Below are 14,944 nucleotides of genomic sequence, written 5' to 3' on the forward strand. Positions count from 1 at the left end.
GTTGTACGAAGGGATCGCGCCGGTCACAGCCGCCCCGCTACCGTACTGGTAACACGCGCGTCGCCGCCCGGCCCGGAGCATCCGTCGGGTTGGCACGCGCCGGGCATGGGATGGGTTGGTGAGCCATGGCCGGGTCACAGTCCGACGGGCGACTGTCGGAGGTCAGGTTCCTGACCGTCGCGGAGGTGGCGACGGTCATGCGGGTCTCGAAGATGACTGTCTATCGCCTGGTGCACAGCGGTGAGCTCACCGCCGTCCGGGTCGGCAGGTCGTTCCGGGTGCCCGAGCACGCGGTGCACGAATATCTCCGGGGCGCTTTCCAAGAGACCGCCTGAGTCGTCGTTCGGCTTCCCAGGTGCCGTCCAACCGGCATCGACGGGGGCGCGTTGGTCCGGCTGAGGCCCTCCGGCTACCCTGGAGCCCGACCGAGACCCCACCGGTGCGCCCCGCCGCCCAGACTGGTCCGGTCCGTTGTCCGCAAGCGGTCGCCGTCGCCACCTGCGTGGTGTCATCCGGTCCGCCCCGCACGTTGTATCGAAAGGCTGTCGTATGGGCTCGGTGGTCAAGAAGCGCCGTAAGCGCATGGCTAAGAAGAAGCACCGCAAGCTGCTGCGTAAGACCCGCGTCCAGCGTCGCCGTCTCGGCAAGTGATCGCCGCCGGGCTCCGTGCCCGGCGTTCGGCGGCACTTGCCAAACTGTCGACCCCCGGAGGCTCAGGTGATCAGGCCGTGGTCGTCCCGGCTCGGTCCATCCTGCCGGGGTAGGTGCGTCAGATGACCCCCGGTGGCACCTCAGGTGCTCCGGGGGTCGTCCTCGTCACCGGGGTCGGCCGCTACCTCGGTGCCCACGTGGCGGCCCGGCTGGCCGCCGACCCGCGTATCGAACGGGTCATCGGCGTCGACGCACCGGACTCCGGCACCGAGTTCACCGACCTGCTGGACCGGGTCGAACGGCTCCGCGTCGACCCGGGTTCGCTCGGCGGCCTCCTCGCCGACCTGGACGTCGACGCCGTCGTGCACCTCGCCCTGGTCAGCTCCCCCGACCCGCAGCACGGTGGCCGGTCCGCGATGAAGGACCAGAACGTCATCGGCACCATGCAGCTCCTCGCCGCCTGCCAACGGGCACCACGGCTGCGCAAGCTCGTGGTCCGCTCGTCGACCGCCGCGTACGGGGTGTCGTTCCGGGATCCGGCGGTCTTCACCGAGGAGACCGAGCCCCGCGAGGTGCCGCGCGGCGGTTTCGGCCGCGACATTCTCGACCTTGAGGGGTACGTCCGTGGCTTCCGGCGCCGCCGGTCCGACGTCACCGCGACGGTGCTGCGCTTCGCCCCGTTCATCGGCTCGACCGCCGACACCACGTTGACCCGCTACTTCGCTCAGCCGTTCGTGCCGACGGTCTTCGGCCGTGATCCTCGGTTGCAGTTCCTGCACTTCGACGACGCGTTGGAGGTGCTGCACCTGTCGATCGTGGAGGACCATCCCGGCACCTACAACGTCGCCGGTCCGGGGGTGCTGTCGCTGTCGCAGGCGATCCGGCGGGCCGGTCGGGTCGCCGTACCGGTGCTTGAACCGGGTCTCTCCGGTGCCGCCGCGCTGGCCCGCAGCATGGGCTTCGGCCGTTACGGCCTGGACCAGGTCGACCTCTTCGTGCACGGCCGGGTGGTCGACACCAGCCGGCTCGAGCAGGAGTACGGCTTCACGCCCCGCTCCACCGCCAAGGCGTTCGAGGACTTCATCCGCGCCCACCAGGGCGGGGTGGTCGTCACCCGGGGTCAGTTGGCCGCCGCCGAGCAACTCGTCCTGGACGGCATCCGGCAGGTCCGCTCCGCAGTCCGAGAGCGGTCGTCGTGAGCGCGAGGAGTGAGCCGGTTTTGCGAGCCCCGCAGTCGCGAACCGAGGTGGCACCGTGACCGGGCCGGGGGAGGGGCGCGAGCCGCAGGGGATCGGGCGTTTCGACGTACCGCGGCCGCCCGCGATGGACGTGGAGCCGGCGCGGCGTAACGGACATCGGCCGGCCGCCCAGGTCGCGCCGACCCCGACCCCGACCCCGACCCCGACCCCGACCCCGACCTCGACGCCGGGCGACGAGGTCGACACCGCGGCCACCGACGAGCCCGGGGGTGACCTGGTCGGCTCTCCGGCTTCGGGCGGCACCGCGCCGGCGGTGCGGGACCGGCCGGGGGACCACTGGGACCGCAAGGTCGCCAACGGCCTGGCCTTCCTGCGCCGGCGCCTCTCCGGCGACTACGAGGTCGACGAGTTCGGTTTCGACTCGGAGTTGACCGACGCGGTCTTCCACCCCCTGCTGCGGCTGCTCTACCGGGACTGGTTCCGCACCGAGGTCAGTGGCATCGAGCACGTGCCCGTCGACGGACCCGCCCTGGTGGTCGGCAACCACTCGGGGACTGTGGCGCTGGACGCGTTGATCCTCTCGGCGGCGCTGCACGACAAGCATCCGGCCCACCGCTACCTTCGGCTGCTCGGCGCCGACCTGGTCTTCCGGATGCCTGTGGTGTCCGAGTTGGCCCGCAAGACCGGTGGCACGGTGGCCTGCAACCCGGACGCCGAGCGGCTGCTCGGCGGCGGCGACCTGGTCGGGGTGTTCCCCGAGGGTTTCAAGGGCATCGGCAAGCTCTACGCCGACAGGTACAAGCTGCAACGGTTCGGGCGGGGCGGGTTCGTCTCGGCGGCGCTGCGCACCGGCACCCCGATCGTGCCGGTCGCCATCGTCGGCGGCGAGGAGATCTATCCGATGCTCGCCGACATCAAGCCCCTGGCGCGGCTGCTCAAGCTGCCCTACTTCCCGGTCACGCCGACCTTCCCGTGGCTCGGGCCGCTGGGCATGGTGCCGCTGCCGAGCAAGTGGCTGATCGAGTTCTGTCCGCCGATCCCCACCGCGCACCTGACCGACTCGGCGGACGACCCGCTTGTGGTCTTCAACCTCGCCGACCAGGTGCGGGAGACCATCCAGCAGACCCTGCACACACTGCTGGAGCGACGGCCGGACCCGTTCGGTCCCTGAGGTTTCTCAGCCGGCGCGGCGGCGGCGCTGCAACGCCAGCCCGGCGGTGACGGCGCCGACGACCAGCCCGGCCGCCGCCGTCGACGGTACGGCGATCTTGACCGCTCGGCGTCCGGTGCGGAAGTCCCGTACCTCCCAGCCGTGCTGGCGTGCCTGCCGCAGCAGGGCGCCGTCCGGGTTGACCGCCACCGCCCGGCCCACGGCGGAGAGCAGCGGCAGGTCGTTGGCCGAGTCGCTGTACGCCGCGCAGCGGATCAGGTCGAGCCCTTCCACGGCGGCGAGTTGGGTGACCGCCTCGGCCTTCGCCGGCCCGTGCATCAGGTCACCCACCAACCGCCCGGTGTACGCCCCGTCCACCACCTCGGCCACCGTGCCGATGGCACCGGTCAGGCCGAGCCGGGCGGCGATCACCCGGCCGATCTCCACCGGGGCGGCGCTGACCAGCCAGACCCGCTGGCCGGCCGCCAGGTGCCGTTGCGCGAGTTGGTGGGTGCCGGCCCAGATCCGGGGAGCCATCATCTCGTCGAAGATCTCCTCCGCGAGGTGCTCCACGTCGTCGACCCGCCAGCCCTCGACGAAGGCCAGCGCGGCCTCCTTGGCCAGGGACATGTCACCGGCGTGCTCCCGGGCCAACAACCGGAACCGCAGTTGCTGCCAGGCGAAGCGGGCCAGGTCGGCGGTGGTGACGTAGTTGCGGGAGGCGAGCCCACGGGCGAACCAGTAGATCGACGCGCCCTGCATCATCGTGTTGTCCACGTCGAAGAAGGCCGCAGCGGTCGGGTCGGGTGCGGGGGTGACGGCGGGGGTCAGGTCGGTCTCGGCCCAGCCCGCGGTGTGCCCGTGGGCGTCGGTGCTGACCGTCACCTTGCGGCTGCGCGCCACTCGACTCCCTTCCTCACCAGTAACGACGGATGCCCCAGGGCATGTCGAAGACCCTGGCCGGGGCTTCTGACACATGCCCTAGCGAGGGTAGCCGCCGCGCACGGTCGACCGGCCGGGCACAGAACGAACTGTGGCGAGGCCGGTCGGACGTGCGGTATAGGGGGAGGGGGTCAGCGCGCCCCGGGGCAGGCGCTCGGGTACGGGCCGAGGGTGTCGCTGGTGGTCGGGGCCGGCAGGCCGCAGGCGATCGCCGCGCCCAGCGTGTCGGAGCGCTCCCGGATGCTGTCCAGCAGGCGCAGGGACCGCTGGGTCCGTTCCCGGTCGACGCGGGTGCTCCCGTCGAGCAGACCGCTGACCGCCCGGCGTTGGCTGGTGACGAACGTGTTGAGCGTCTCCAGGCTGCCCGGCTCCGCCCGCTGCGCCGCCGCGGTGGTCAGCAGGCGGACACCCTGACGGGTGTCGGCGTCCATGTCGTCGAGGACGGCGCTGTAGCCGATCCGGTCGCCGCGCAGCTTGGAGGCCTCGGCGAGTCTGGTCCGGGCGAAGTCCAGGAGGAGTTGACCGCGGCTGATGTCGGAGCTGGCCAGGGCGAGCTGGGCCCGTTCGGTCGAGCGCTTCATGCCGTACAGCGCGTCGCCGGGCACCGCGTTCTCGCTGGCGGCGGAGATGCCGGAGACGGCGATGGCGCCGGCGGCGATGCCGACCAGGATCGCGCCCCGGGCTCGGGCCCGACGGGCGGTGACCGCCGGCAGCAGCCGGCCCCGGGCGGTCGTGGCCGGACGCGTGGCGGCAGGTTCGCCGGCCGTCGGCGCGGTGCCGAGCCCTTCCCGTTCGGCGGTGGCGAGCAGCATCGCCCGCAGACCGGTCCGGAAGTCCTGGTCCACCTCGACAGCCGGAGGGTCGGTCCTGATCCGTTGGCCCACCGCGACGAGGGGCGCGAGTTGGCTGTCCACCCGGGCTCGTACGTGGTGTCGCCGAGCGCCGTTGGCCTCGTCGAGAAGCTGCGCGAAGCGCTCGGCGCGCCGGCGAGAGAAGAGGATGTCGTCCACCGCAGGCACCTCCTCTCGCTGGTCACGGCCGGTCGGCCGCCGTCAATGCCGGGGACCGGGCGGCAGTGTGACACCACGGAGGTGAGGTGCCGCCGGCTCGCCGGTCGGACCTCGGTGCCCCGGCCTGCCGGGACAACCACCGGTCGCACCCGGAGAAACGCGGCGGACCGGGCACGGGTTACGGGCCTGGCGGGGCGGAAATTACAGAAAGTGATCGTCGTCACCGGGCGGGACCGACCCTGAGCTGCACGGACGTCGATCGACGTCCATCGGTCCCGCCGCCACAAACTACGGCTGAAAGCCGTCCGGGAGCAGTCGGGCCAGGGCACGCACGGCGCGGTACTGGAGGGCCTTGATGGCACCCTCGTTCTTGCCCATCGCGCGAGCTGTCTCGGCGACCGAGAAGCCCTGGAGGAAGCGGAGCACGATGCACTCCTGCTGCTCCGGGTTGAGCTGCTTGACGGCGGTGAGTAGCGCGACGTTGGTGATGTGTTCCACCACCGCCGCCTCCGGGCTGCCCTCCGGGCCCCGGTCCTCCCGATCGGCGTCGAGCACGTCACCTGTGGTGACCTCCAGCCGGTACCGGCCCGACTTGAAGTGGTCCGCGACCAGGTTGCGGGCGATCGTCACCAGCCAGGCGCCGAGGTCGCGGCCCTGCCAGGTGAAGCTGCCGATCCGCTTGAGCGCACGCAGGAAGGTGTCCGAGGTGAGGTCCTCGGCGAGTTGGCGGTTGCCGACCCGGAAGTAGATGAACCGGAACACGGTGTCCACGTACCGGTCGTAGATCAGACCGAACGCCTCGGACTCGCCGGCCTGGGCGCGCTCGATGAGAGTCCAGACCTCGGTGGCCGGGTCGGACGGGTCCGGGCGGCTCGGGAAGCCGGTCGGGGTGGTGGCGGTGGTGGCCGGCACCACCGGGATCACCGCCGTCTCGCCCGCCGCTGGATCGGTGGTCACCGTCGGTGTGTCGCTGACCCGTCGACCCTGCGCCGGCATTGTCGGTCGGGGTGGAACGGCGACCCGGCCGCCGGTTGGCCGTGCGTTTCCGCCGGGCACCACGGGCCGCGGCGGCGGCTCGTTGTGGTGTGGCCGGCTGCGGGTGCGTTGGGTCGCGCCGTCGCCCCGCACGGCGGCGCCGTGTGGTTCGTCCAGCGGGGCACGGACCGTCGGTCTCTCGTTGACGTGTGAGCGTGCCGGCTGGCCGGTCAGGCCGAGCGGGCGTTCCGCGTAACCGAAGGTGGTCACCGAGTTGCCCCCGTCCCGTCGGTCGCCGGATGGGCCGGTCTGTGCGTTGTCGGGGCGGACCGACCGGGCAGTCGGTCGGGCAGGACGGTCGCGGGGGTTGCCGATGGGCGGCAAATCCCCTGGAGGTGCTGGTCCAATGCGCTAACAGGCACGGGGGCCTCCTCGGGCTGAGGGGTGTCGACTCACGGCAAATGGGGTGAGCCGACCCGAGTGATAATAGGGCCAACGTCACCCGCGCGTGGCAAGTCCGTTACACAAGGCGGAAGTATTTCCCGCTCCGTTCGACCACTGCCGGACCGGTTGTCCGTCGTGTGCGATTGACTTTCCGTCGACCCGGTGTTCCTCGATGGATGCGCTGGTCGCGGCCTGTCGCCCGTTCGGTTGTCCCGATCGTCACGGGTGGCCGTGTGGGCGTGGCCGAAACGTCTGCGGACGACGCCGCCCATCCCATCGGCGGGACTTGATCGGATCGCCGATGGCACACCGGGCAGTCCCGTAGACGGGACGCTGCGGTCGCACCGCCCGAACACCCGTCCCGTCCGTCGGTCGTGGCCGGTCGCCGGCCGCTGTGCCAGACTTGATCACCGCGCAGACCGAGTCGGCGGTACCGGGTGTGCCGCATCCGCGAACCGGCGAGACTGTGCGGGCGTACGTGGTGACGGCGTCGGCGCGACAGGTGCCCGTTCCGACCGACCTGCCGGCGAGCGCCGAAACCCCAGACGGAGGTAAGCGATGTCCAGTGACGCCCGGCTCGCCCTGATCACCCGACCCGGCTGCCACCTGTGCGACGACGCCAAGGCGGCTCTCGACCGGGTGGTGGCGGTCACCGGCGACAAGTGGGTCGAGTGGGACGTCACCGACGACGAGGGGCTGGAGAGGGAGTACGGAGACCGACTGCCGGTGGTGCTGCTCGACGGCAAGGAGCACGGCTACTGGCGGGTCGAGGAGGACCGGTTGCTGCGGGACCTGACCACGCCACAGCTCTGAGGAGTGCCTATGGTGCTCTGATGACCTCACCGCCGCACCTCGTCTGGGACTGGAACGGCACCCTGCTCAACGACCTCAGCCTCGTGGTGTCCGCCACGAACGTCGTGTTCACGAGCCTTGGTGGGCCGACGGTCAGCCTGGACGAGCACCGGGTGCGGTTCCGTCGGCCGATCGCCGAATACTACGCCGAGGTGCTCGGGAAGGCCGTCGACGACGACGAGTTCGGTCGACTGGACAAGATCTTCCACGACGCGTACCGCACCGGTTTGACCACCTGTGAGCTGGCGGCCGACGCGCGCGCCGCGATGGCCGCCTGGCCGGGCAGTCAGAGTCTGCTCTCCATGTGGTTCCACGAGGAGCTGGTGCCGACCGTGCACACGTACGGGTTGACCGGCCACTTCACCCGGGTCGACGGGCTGCGGGCCACGGTCGGCGGCGGCCGCAAGGCCGAGTCGCTCCGGTCGCACCTGGCGGAGCTGGGCGTGGACGGCGCGTCGGTGGTGCTGATCGGGGACTCCATCGACGACGCGGACGCCGCGCTCGCGGTGGGCGGCCGTGCGGTGCTCTACACCGGCGGGTTCACCGACCCGGCCCGGTTGCGCGCCTCCGGTCACCCGGTGGCCGACACCCTCACCGACGCGGTCGACCTGGCGCGGGAGGTCAGTTCCGCAGGTAGGTGAGGACGGCCAGCACCCGCCGGTGCTGCTCGGTGTCCGGCGGCAGGGTGAGCTTGGTGAAGATGTTGCGCACGTGCTTCTCCACCGCGCCGTCGCTGACCACCAGGGCGCGGGCGATGGCGGTGTTCGAGCGTCCCTCGGCCATCAGGGCGAGCACCTCACGCTCGCGGGGGGTCAGCTCGCGCAGCGGGTCGTCGCGGCGGCGTCGGGCGAAGAGCTGGCCGACCACCTCCGGGTCGAGCACCGTGCCGCCGGCCGCCACCCGGCGCAGCGCGTCCAGGAACTCCTCGATCGCGGCGACCCGGTCCTTGAGCAGGTAGCCGATGCCGCCGCCGGCGCCGCCGGTGGCCAGCAGATCATCGGCGTACGAGACCTCGACGTACTGGGAGAGCACCAGGATCGGGGTACGCGGCACCAGCCGGCGTGCCTCCACCGCCGCCCGGAGTCCCTCGTCGGTGTGCGACGGCGGCATCCGGACGTCGACGATCGACACGTCCGGTTGGTGCTCCACCACCGCCTTGACGAGCGCGTCGCCGTCCCCGACGGCGGCCACCACCTCGTGCCCACTCTCGGTCAGCAGCCGGACCAGCCCCTCCCGGAGCAGGACGGCGTCGTCGGCGATCACGATGCGCATGGCTGTGTTGTCTACCACGTCCGGCCGGTCATGTGTGCGCGGCGCGGGACTGGTCACAGCGGTAGCTCGGCGCGGATCTCGGTGGGGCCGCCGACCGGGCTGATCACCGCCAGCTCGCCGCCGGCGGCCCGGACCCGGTCGGCGATGCCGGCGAGTCCGTGCCCCTTGGCCAGGTGTGCGCCGCCCTGTCCGTCGTCGCCCACCCGCACCTGGAGGTGGACGCCCTGCCGGGCGACGGCCACCACGGCCTCGGTGGCCCGTGCGTGTTTGGCGACGTTCGTCAACGCCTCGGACACCACGAAGTACGCGGTGTTCTCCACCGCCGGGTCGAGCCGCCCGCCCGGGGTGCCGAGCTGCGGGTCCACCTGGAGTTCGATCGGGATCAGCCCGCGCCCGGCGATCGCGGCCAGGGCGCTGGGCAGACCCCGGTCGACGAGGATCGGCGGGGCGATGCCCCGGGACAGCGCCCGCAGCTCGGCCAGCGTGTCCCGGGTCTGGGTGACGGCCTCGTCGATGGTCAGGCCGGCGGCCTCCGGGTCGGAGGCGAGCTGCATCCGGGCCCGGCTGAGGTCCATGGCCAGGCGGACCAGGCGCTGCTGGGGGCCGTCGTGGATGTCGCGTTCCAGTCGGCGCAGCGCGGACGCCTCGGCGGACACGGCGGCCCGTTTCTGCTCCTCCAGCACCGTGATCCGGTCGCGCATCTCGGCCACCCCGGTCAGCATGGCCTTGGCGAAGCTGGCCTGCAGCAGCGCGCATCCCCGGACCACGATCGGCAGGGTGATCAGGAAGAACACCCCGAGCGCGGTGTTCAGACCGATCCGGGCGGTGGTCGAGTCGCCGAGGCCGAGCAACTGCGCCAGGTCCTGGTCCTCGCCACTCGGCCGGGGCAGCGCCCAGTCGTACACCCAGTAGAGCGAGCCGGCGATCGCGGCGGCCCACCAGATCACGGTCACCAGGAAGGTGGCCGCCGCCGCGACCAGCCGCAGGATGCCGTGTGCCAGGTCGAGCCAGGACTGGGCGTCCCGCATCGGCACGAAGATCCGCCGCCAGGCGTTCGCGCCCGCCTCGGGCAGCCGGTAGTGCGGCCGGATCCGGGGTTGCCGGAGCACCGCGGGCAGCCGCAGCCGTTCGATGTCGGCCAGCCCTCGGGCGGTGTACAGGGTGCCGCTGAGGATCGGCAGACCGATGACAGTCACCACCAGGCCGATGCCGACCGCGGTGCCGACGATGAGGACGACGAAACTGGCCACCGCCAGGGGTAGACCGAGTAGCACGTAGCCGGAGTCGACAAAGAGTTGGCGGGGAATGCTCGGTGCCAGCGTGGGTTGGTCGCTGGTGGCGGCAACGGCGGTCATGGGAAAAGGCTAGGCATTGCGGCTTCCGATCCCCATCCCGAAGCCCCGCCTCTCCCCCGTAGTGCTGCCCCTACCACCTGCGGAGCGACACTGTGAGGCTCGGCGCGGGATTGGTCAGAGAAGTCGGGATTGAGCAATAATTGGCCGGGCGGCGCGGGCGAAAGTCGCTAAATCGATCTTGCGGAATGGAGGTGCTGGTGGAGTCGCGGCGCGCAGCGACAAGATCGCGATTTGTGCACGTCTTCACAAGCGCCTACTCTGTGACTCCGACGCGCCCTGCTAGCACAGCCGGCAATCTCGGTCGCCAGCGGGAGTCCATAAGCGGCCGACCAGCGGAGTTGGCCGAGGATCGCACCGCACGGAGTCTCATGAGTCAGCACCGTCACCCAGGCGCGCCCGGCCGCGCCGGTGCCGTACCAGCGCTCCCGGATCTGCCCGAGGCCACCGTCGCTCGGCTTCCGGAATATCTGCGCGCGCTGCACAACCTCGCCGACACCGGGCACGAGACGGTCTCCAGCGAGGAGCTCTCCGCCGCAGCCGGCGTCAACTCCGCCAAGCTCCGCAAGGACCTCTCCCACCTCGGCTCGTACGGCACCCGGGGCGTCGGCTACGACGTCACGCTGCTGATCGAGCAGATCGAGAATGTGCTCGGGCTCACCCAACGCCGGGCGGTCGCCCTTGTCGGCGTGGGTAATCTCGGTCACGCTCTGGCCGGCTACGACGGCTTCGCCGGCCGGGGCTTCCGGATCGCCGCACTGCTCGACGCGGACCTCTCCCGCGTCGGCGAAGAGATCAACGGCCTGGTGGTCCGGCATGTCGACGAGCTGGCGACGGTCGCCGCGGAGGAATCCCTCGCGATCGGCGTGATCGCCACCCCGGCCGCGGCCGCCCAGCAGGTCGCCGACCAGCTGGTCGCCGTCGGCGTGACGAGCATCCTCAACTTCGCGCCGTGCGTACTCTCGGTGCCGGAGGGGGTCGACGTGCGCAAGGTCGATCTCGCCATCGAGCTGCAGATTCTGTCCTTCCACGAGCACCGCAAGGCGTCGCTGACCGCGCTGCCCGCCACCGGCGGGTCCGCTCTCACGGCCCTGCCGGGCGGGTTCGCGGCCACCGACACCCAGGAGGCGATCGGCACGTGAAACTGCTCGTCGTCGGCGCGTCCTACCGGACCGCCCCGGTCGCCACGCTGGAACAACTGGCCGTGCCTCCCGCCGACCTCACCCGCACCCTTGATCGCCTGATCGCCCAGCCCTACGTGGCCGAGGCGGTGATCGTCTCCACCTGCAACCGGGTGGAGGTCTACGCCGCCGTGTCCGGTTTCCACGGCGGGCTCGGCGACGTGTGCGCCGTCCTGGCCGATCAGGCCGGCAGCTCGCCGGCCGCGCTCGCCAGCCACCTGTACGTGCACTACGACACCGCTGCCGTGGACCACGTGTTCCGGGTCGCCACCGGTCTGGACTCGATGGTGGTCGGCGAGGCGCAGATCCTCGGCCAGTTGCGCGACGCGTACCACTGGGCCACCGGTGCCGACTCGGCCGGCCGCCTGCTGCACGAGCTGATGCAGCAGGCGCTGCGGGTCGGCAAGCGGGCCCACGCCGAGACCGGCATCGACCGCGCCGGCCAGAGCGTCGTCACCGCCGCGCTGGAGCTGGCCGCCGGGCACCTCGACGGCGACCTCGCCGGCCACCCGGCCCTGGTGGTCGGCGCCGGCGCGATGGGCTCACTCGGGGTGGCCACGCTGTCCCGGCTGGGCGCCGGCCCGCTCACCGTCAGCAACCGGGGCGCCGACCGGGCCGTCCGGCTCGCCGAGTCGTACGGGGCGAGCGCCGCTCCGATGACCGAGCTGGCCGACACCCTCTCCACAGTGGACATCGTAGTGGCCGCCACCGCGTCCACCGAACCGGTCCTCACCCGAGCGGTGGTCGGCGCGGCGCTTGCCGAACGGGACCCGCTCCGGGGCCCGCTGGTCCTGCTCGACCTGGCCGTCCCGCGCGACGTGGAGGATGGTGTCGCCGAGCTGCCCGGCGTCGAGGTGATCGACATCGACCGGATGGCGGCGCTGCTCGCCGACGGTCCGGCCGCCGCGGACGCCGCCGCCGTCGAACGGATCGTGCTGGGCGAGGTGGAGAGCTTCCTCACCTGGCTGCGTGGTGCCGACGTGGCACCCACCGTGGCCGCGCTGCGTGGCCGGGCCGACGACGTGGTCACCGCCGAGCTGCGCCGGCTCGCCCAGCGTCGCCCCGACCTCGGTGACGACCTGCGCGCCGAGGTGGCCCGCACCGTGCACCGGGTCGTGCAGCGGCTGCTGCACCAGCCCACCGTCAAGGTCCGCCAGTTGGCCGCGGAGCCCGGCGGCGACCAGTACGCGGCCCTGCTGCGCGAGCTGTTCGACCTCGAGGTGCCGCAGACCTCTCCGGTGGACACCGTGCCGGACGTGCTGACCCCCGACCTCGGCATGGCACTGCCCGGCGTCGACCCGGTTTCCGGAGCCGACGCCGCCGAGCCCACCCCACCCTTCGGAGGTGCGCGATGACCGCCCCCCTGCGCCTCGGCACCCGGGGCAGCACCCTGGCGATGGCCCAGTCCGGCCAGATCGCCGAGGCGCTGACCGCCGCCACCGGCCGCCCGGTCGAGCTGGTCGAGGTGGTCACCGCTGGCGACCGCTCCAACGCGCCGGTGCACCGGCTCGGCGTCGGGGTGTTCGTCTCCGCGCTGCGCGACGCGCTGACCGCCGGGACCATCGACTTCGCGGTGCACTCCTACAAGGATCTGCCCACGGCTGCCGCCGCCGGGCTGCACATCGCCGCGGTGCCCGCCCGACAGGACCCGCGTGACGCGCTGATCGCCCAGGGCGGCCGGACGCTCGCCGAGCTGCCGCCCGGAGCCACCGTGGGCACCGGCGCGCTGCGCCGGATCGCCCAGCTGCACGCGCTCGGCCTGCAACTGGAGGTCACCCCGATCCGCGGCAACATCGACACCCGCCTGGCGCGGGTGCTCGGCCCCGAGGCCGACCTCGACGCCGTCGTCCTGGCCCGGGCCGGACTGGCCCGAATCGGTCGGGTCGACGTGATCACCGAGACGCTGGACCCGATGCTGATGCTGCCCGCGCCCGCCCAGGGCGCGCTGGCCGTGGAGTGCCGGGTCGACGACAACGACCTGGTCGAGCTGCTCGCGACGCTCGACCACGCACCGTCGCGTTCCGCGGTCACCGCGGAACGCGCGTTTCTGGCAACCCTGGAGGCCGGGTGCTCCGCACCCGTCGCCGCCTACGCCGAACTCGCCGAGGGCGACGACGGCGATGAGATCTACCTGCGCGGGGCGGTGATCAGCCCGGACGGCACGCGTGACCTCCGGCTGTCGCGCACCGGAACGCCCGCCGACGCGGCGGAGATCGGTAAGGCACTCGCCGCCGAACTCCTCGACCTCGGCGCCGACTCGATCCTCGGCCACGAAGGACACACCGGCCCGGGGACCCAGCAATTTGGGAGCACAGAATGACCCGCACCCGTAAGCCCGTCGGCCGTATCGCGTTCGTCGGGGCTGGCCCCGGTGACCCAGGGCTGCTGACCCGTCGGGCCCACGACGCCCTGGTCGACGCCGACCAGGTGATCTACGACCGGGGAGTCCCGGAGTCGTTGCTCGCCGTCGTACGCGCCGAGGCCTCCGACGATGCCGAGTTCACCCCCGCCGAAGGCGCGCCGGGGGACGTGGCGAAGGTGCTGATCTCCGCGGCCCGCTCCGGGTTGAACGCGGTGCACCTGGTCGCCGGCGACCCGTTCGGCCACGACTCGGTGGTCAAGGAGGTGCAGGCCGTGGCCCGCACCGCCGCCCACTTCGAGGTGGTGCCCGGTGTCGGCCAGGCCGAGGGTGTGGCCACCTACGCGGGTGTTCCGCTGCCGGGTGTGCGTACCGCAGCCGACGTCGAGGACGTCAGCGCACTGGACTTCGAGGCGCTGGCCGCGGCCGTCGGGCGGGGTTCGCTCGCGCTCGCCGTGGACGCCGGTGACCTCGCCGCCGTCCGGGACGGGCTGCTCTCCGTCGGGGTCGACGGCACCACGGGCGTCGGCGTGACCGGCGACGGCACCGGCGAGACCCAGTACACGACCACGTCGACGGTGGACAGCTTCGTGGCCGCCGCGCTCGGCTTCACCGGCCGGGTGGTGCTCACCGTCGGTGTCGGTGTGGGTCAGCGCGACAAGCTGAGCTGGTGGGAGAACCGCCCGCTGTACGGCTGGAAGGTGCTCGTACCCCGGACGAAGGAGCAGGCCGGCGCGATGAGCGCGCGGCTGCGGGCGTACGGGGCGATCCCGTGCGAGGTGCCGACGATCGCGGTCGAGCCGCCGCGTACCCCGGCGCAGATGGAGCGGGCGGTCAAGGGCCTGGTCGACGGCCGGTACGCCTGGGTGATCTTCACGTCGGTCAACGCGGTCCGCGCGGTGTGGGAGAAGTTCGCCGAGCACGGCCTGGACGCCCGGCACTTCGGCGGCGTCAAGATCGCCTGCATCGGTGAGGCGACGGCGGACGCCGTGCGCGCGTTCGGCATCCAGCCGGAGCTGATCCCCGCCGGGGAGCAGTCCTCCGAGGGTCTGCTTGCCGAGTTCTCCCCGCACGACGAGATCCTCGACCCGGTGGGCCGGGTGCTGCTGCCGCGCGCCGACATCGCCACCGAGACGCTCGCCGCCGGGCTCACCGAGCGCGGCTGGGAGGTCGACGACGTGACCGCGTACCGGACCGTGCGGGCCGCGCCGCCGCCCGCCGAGATCCGGGACGCGATCAAGTCGGGCGGGTTCGACGCTGTCCTGTTCACGTCGTCCTCCACCGTGCGGAACCTGGTCGGCATCGCCGGGAAGCCGCACGCGCGTACCGTTGTTGCCGTCATCGGGCCCAAGACGGCGGAGACCGCGACGGAGTTCGGCCTGCGGGTCGACGTCCAGCCACCGCACGCCTCGGTGCCCGACCTGGTGGAGGCGCTCGCCGCCTACGCCGTCGAGTTGCGCGAGAAGCTGGCCGCCATGCCGGCCAAGCAGCGCCGCGGCTCCAAGGTGCAGGGCCCGACCGCCCTGCGCTTCCGGTAGTCGTTCGAGGAGGGCCTGT

General features: G+C 72.2%; 15 protein-coding genes. 10 read left to right on the plus strand and 5 right to left on the minus strand.

Features of this window, described 5'->3' with window-relative positions:
• The first annotated feature begins 125 nt into the window (after positions 1–125).
• From ACPXBU_RS27610 to ACPXBU_RS27625, 4 genes are all read left to right on the plus strand, one after another.
• Positions 126–335 (plus strand): helix-turn-helix domain-containing protein, encoded by a 210-nt coding sequence (locus ACPXBU_RS27610; RefSeq protein ID WP_110563213.1) that lies wholly within the window; start codon positions 126–128, stop codon positions 333–335.
• 214 nt (positions 336–549) lie between these two features.
• Positions 550–651, plus strand: a complete 102-nt coding sequence (locus ACPXBU_RS27615) for a 30S ribosomal protein bS22 (RefSeq protein ID WP_007465623.1) — start codon at positions 550–552, stop codon at positions 649–651.
• Between the two features lie 122 nt (positions 652–773).
• On the plus strand, positions 774–1,850 hold the full coding sequence (locus ACPXBU_RS27620; RefSeq protein ID WP_425760297.1) for an NAD-dependent epimerase/dehydratase family protein: 1,077 nt from the start codon (positions 774–776) through the stop codon (positions 1,848–1,850).
• Between the two features lie 274 nt (positions 1,851–2,124).
• Positions 2,125–3,021: a lysophospholipid acyltransferase family protein gene (locus ACPXBU_RS27625; protein WP_425760397.1), complete on the plus strand. Its 897-nt coding sequence runs from the start codon at positions 2,125–2,127 to the stop codon at positions 3,019–3,021.
• A gap of 6 nt (positions 3,022–3,027) precedes the next feature.
• Here ACPXBU_RS27625 and ACPXBU_RS27630 read toward each other — a convergent pair whose 3' ends face one another.
• The 3 genes from ACPXBU_RS27630 to ACPXBU_RS27640 form a co-directional block, all read right to left on the minus strand.
• Entirely contained in the window at positions 3,028–3,903 is an 876-nt protein-coding gene (locus ACPXBU_RS27630; RefSeq protein WP_425760299.1) for an HAD family hydrolase, read from the minus strand.
• A gap of 170 nt (positions 3,904–4,073) precedes the next feature.
• Positions 4,074–4,961: a DUF5667 domain-containing protein gene (locus ACPXBU_RS27635; protein ID WP_425760300.1), complete on the minus strand. Its 888-nt coding sequence runs from the start codon at positions 4,959–4,961 to the stop codon at positions 4,074–4,076.
• 279 nt (positions 4,962–5,240) lie between these two features.
• Positions 5,241–6,197: an ECF subfamily RNA polymerase sigma factor, BldN family gene (locus tag ACPXBU_RS27640; RefSeq protein ID WP_425760301.1), complete on the minus strand. Its 957-nt coding sequence runs from the start codon at positions 6,195–6,197 to the stop codon at positions 5,241–5,243.
• Between the two features lie 732 nt (positions 6,198–6,929).
• On the opposite strand from ACPXBU_RS27640, the gene ACPXBU_RS27645 reads away from it, so the two are divergent.
• Both ACPXBU_RS27645 and ACPXBU_RS27650 read left to right on the plus strand, forming a co-directional pair.
• Positions 6,930–7,184, plus strand: a complete 255-nt coding sequence (locus ACPXBU_RS27645) for a glutaredoxin family protein (protein WP_357253871.1) — start codon at positions 6,930–6,932, stop codon at positions 7,182–7,184.
• 20 nt (positions 7,185–7,204) lie between these two features.
• Positions 7,205–7,864: an HAD family hydrolase gene (locus tag ACPXBU_RS27650; protein ID WP_425760303.1), complete on the plus strand. Its 660-nt coding sequence runs from the start codon at positions 7,205–7,207 to the stop codon at positions 7,862–7,864.
• Here ACPXBU_RS27650 and ACPXBU_RS27655 read toward each other — a convergent pair.
• Positions 7,845–8,495: a response regulator transcription factor gene (locus ACPXBU_RS27655; protein ID WP_393369932.1), complete on the minus strand. Its 651-nt coding sequence runs from the start codon at positions 8,493–8,495 to the stop codon at positions 7,845–7,847. The two genes, ACPXBU_RS27650 and ACPXBU_RS27655, sit on opposite strands and share 20 nt — an antisense overlap.
• 53 nt (positions 8,496–8,548) lie before the next feature.
• The gene (locus ACPXBU_RS27660; RefSeq protein ID WP_425760305.1) at positions 8,549–9,850 is read right to left on the minus strand and encodes a sensor histidine kinase; all 1,302 of its coding nucleotides are present in this window, start codon (positions 9,848–9,850) and stop codon (positions 8,549–8,551) included.
• 368 nt (positions 9,851–10,218) lie between these two features.
• On the opposite strand from ACPXBU_RS27660, the gene ACPXBU_RS27665 reads away from it, so the two are divergent.
• Genes ACPXBU_RS27665 through ACPXBU_RS27680 form a run of 4 tightly spaced genes read left to right on the plus strand, consistent with a single transcriptional unit; the run spans position 10,219 to position 14,925 of the window.
• On the plus strand, positions 10,219–10,989 hold the full coding sequence (locus ACPXBU_RS27665) for a redox-sensing transcriptional repressor Rex (RefSeq protein ID WP_425760307.1): 771 nt from the start codon (positions 10,219–10,221) through the stop codon (positions 10,987–10,989).
• On the plus strand, positions 10,986–12,383 hold the full coding sequence (locus ACPXBU_RS27670) for a glutamyl-tRNA reductase (RefSeq protein WP_425760309.1): 1,398 nt from the start codon (positions 10,986–10,988) through the stop codon (positions 12,381–12,383). The genes ACPXBU_RS27665 and ACPXBU_RS27670 overlap by 4 nt, the downstream gene beginning before the upstream one ends.
• The gene (hemC, locus tag ACPXBU_RS27675) at positions 12,380–13,348 is read left to right on the plus strand and encodes a hydroxymethylbilane synthase (RefSeq protein WP_393369941.1); all 969 of its coding nucleotides are present in this window, start codon (positions 12,380–12,382) and stop codon (positions 13,346–13,348) included. Before ACPXBU_RS27670 ends, hemC begins: the two co-directional genes overlap by 4 nt.
• Positions 13,345–14,925, plus strand: coding sequence for a uroporphyrinogen-III synthase (locus tag ACPXBU_RS27680; RefSeq protein ID WP_393369944.1), 1,581 nt, complete (start codon positions 13,345–13,347; stop codon positions 14,923–14,925). Before hemC ends, ACPXBU_RS27680 begins: the two co-directional genes overlap by 4 nt.
• Positions 14,926–14,944: the final 19 nt, after the last annotated feature.

Origin of the sequence: Micromonospora sp. DT231 (assembly GCF_049847025.1) — a bacterium.
Taxonomy (GTDB): Bacteria; Actinomycetota; Actinomycetes; order Mycobacteriales; family Micromonosporaceae; genus Micromonospora.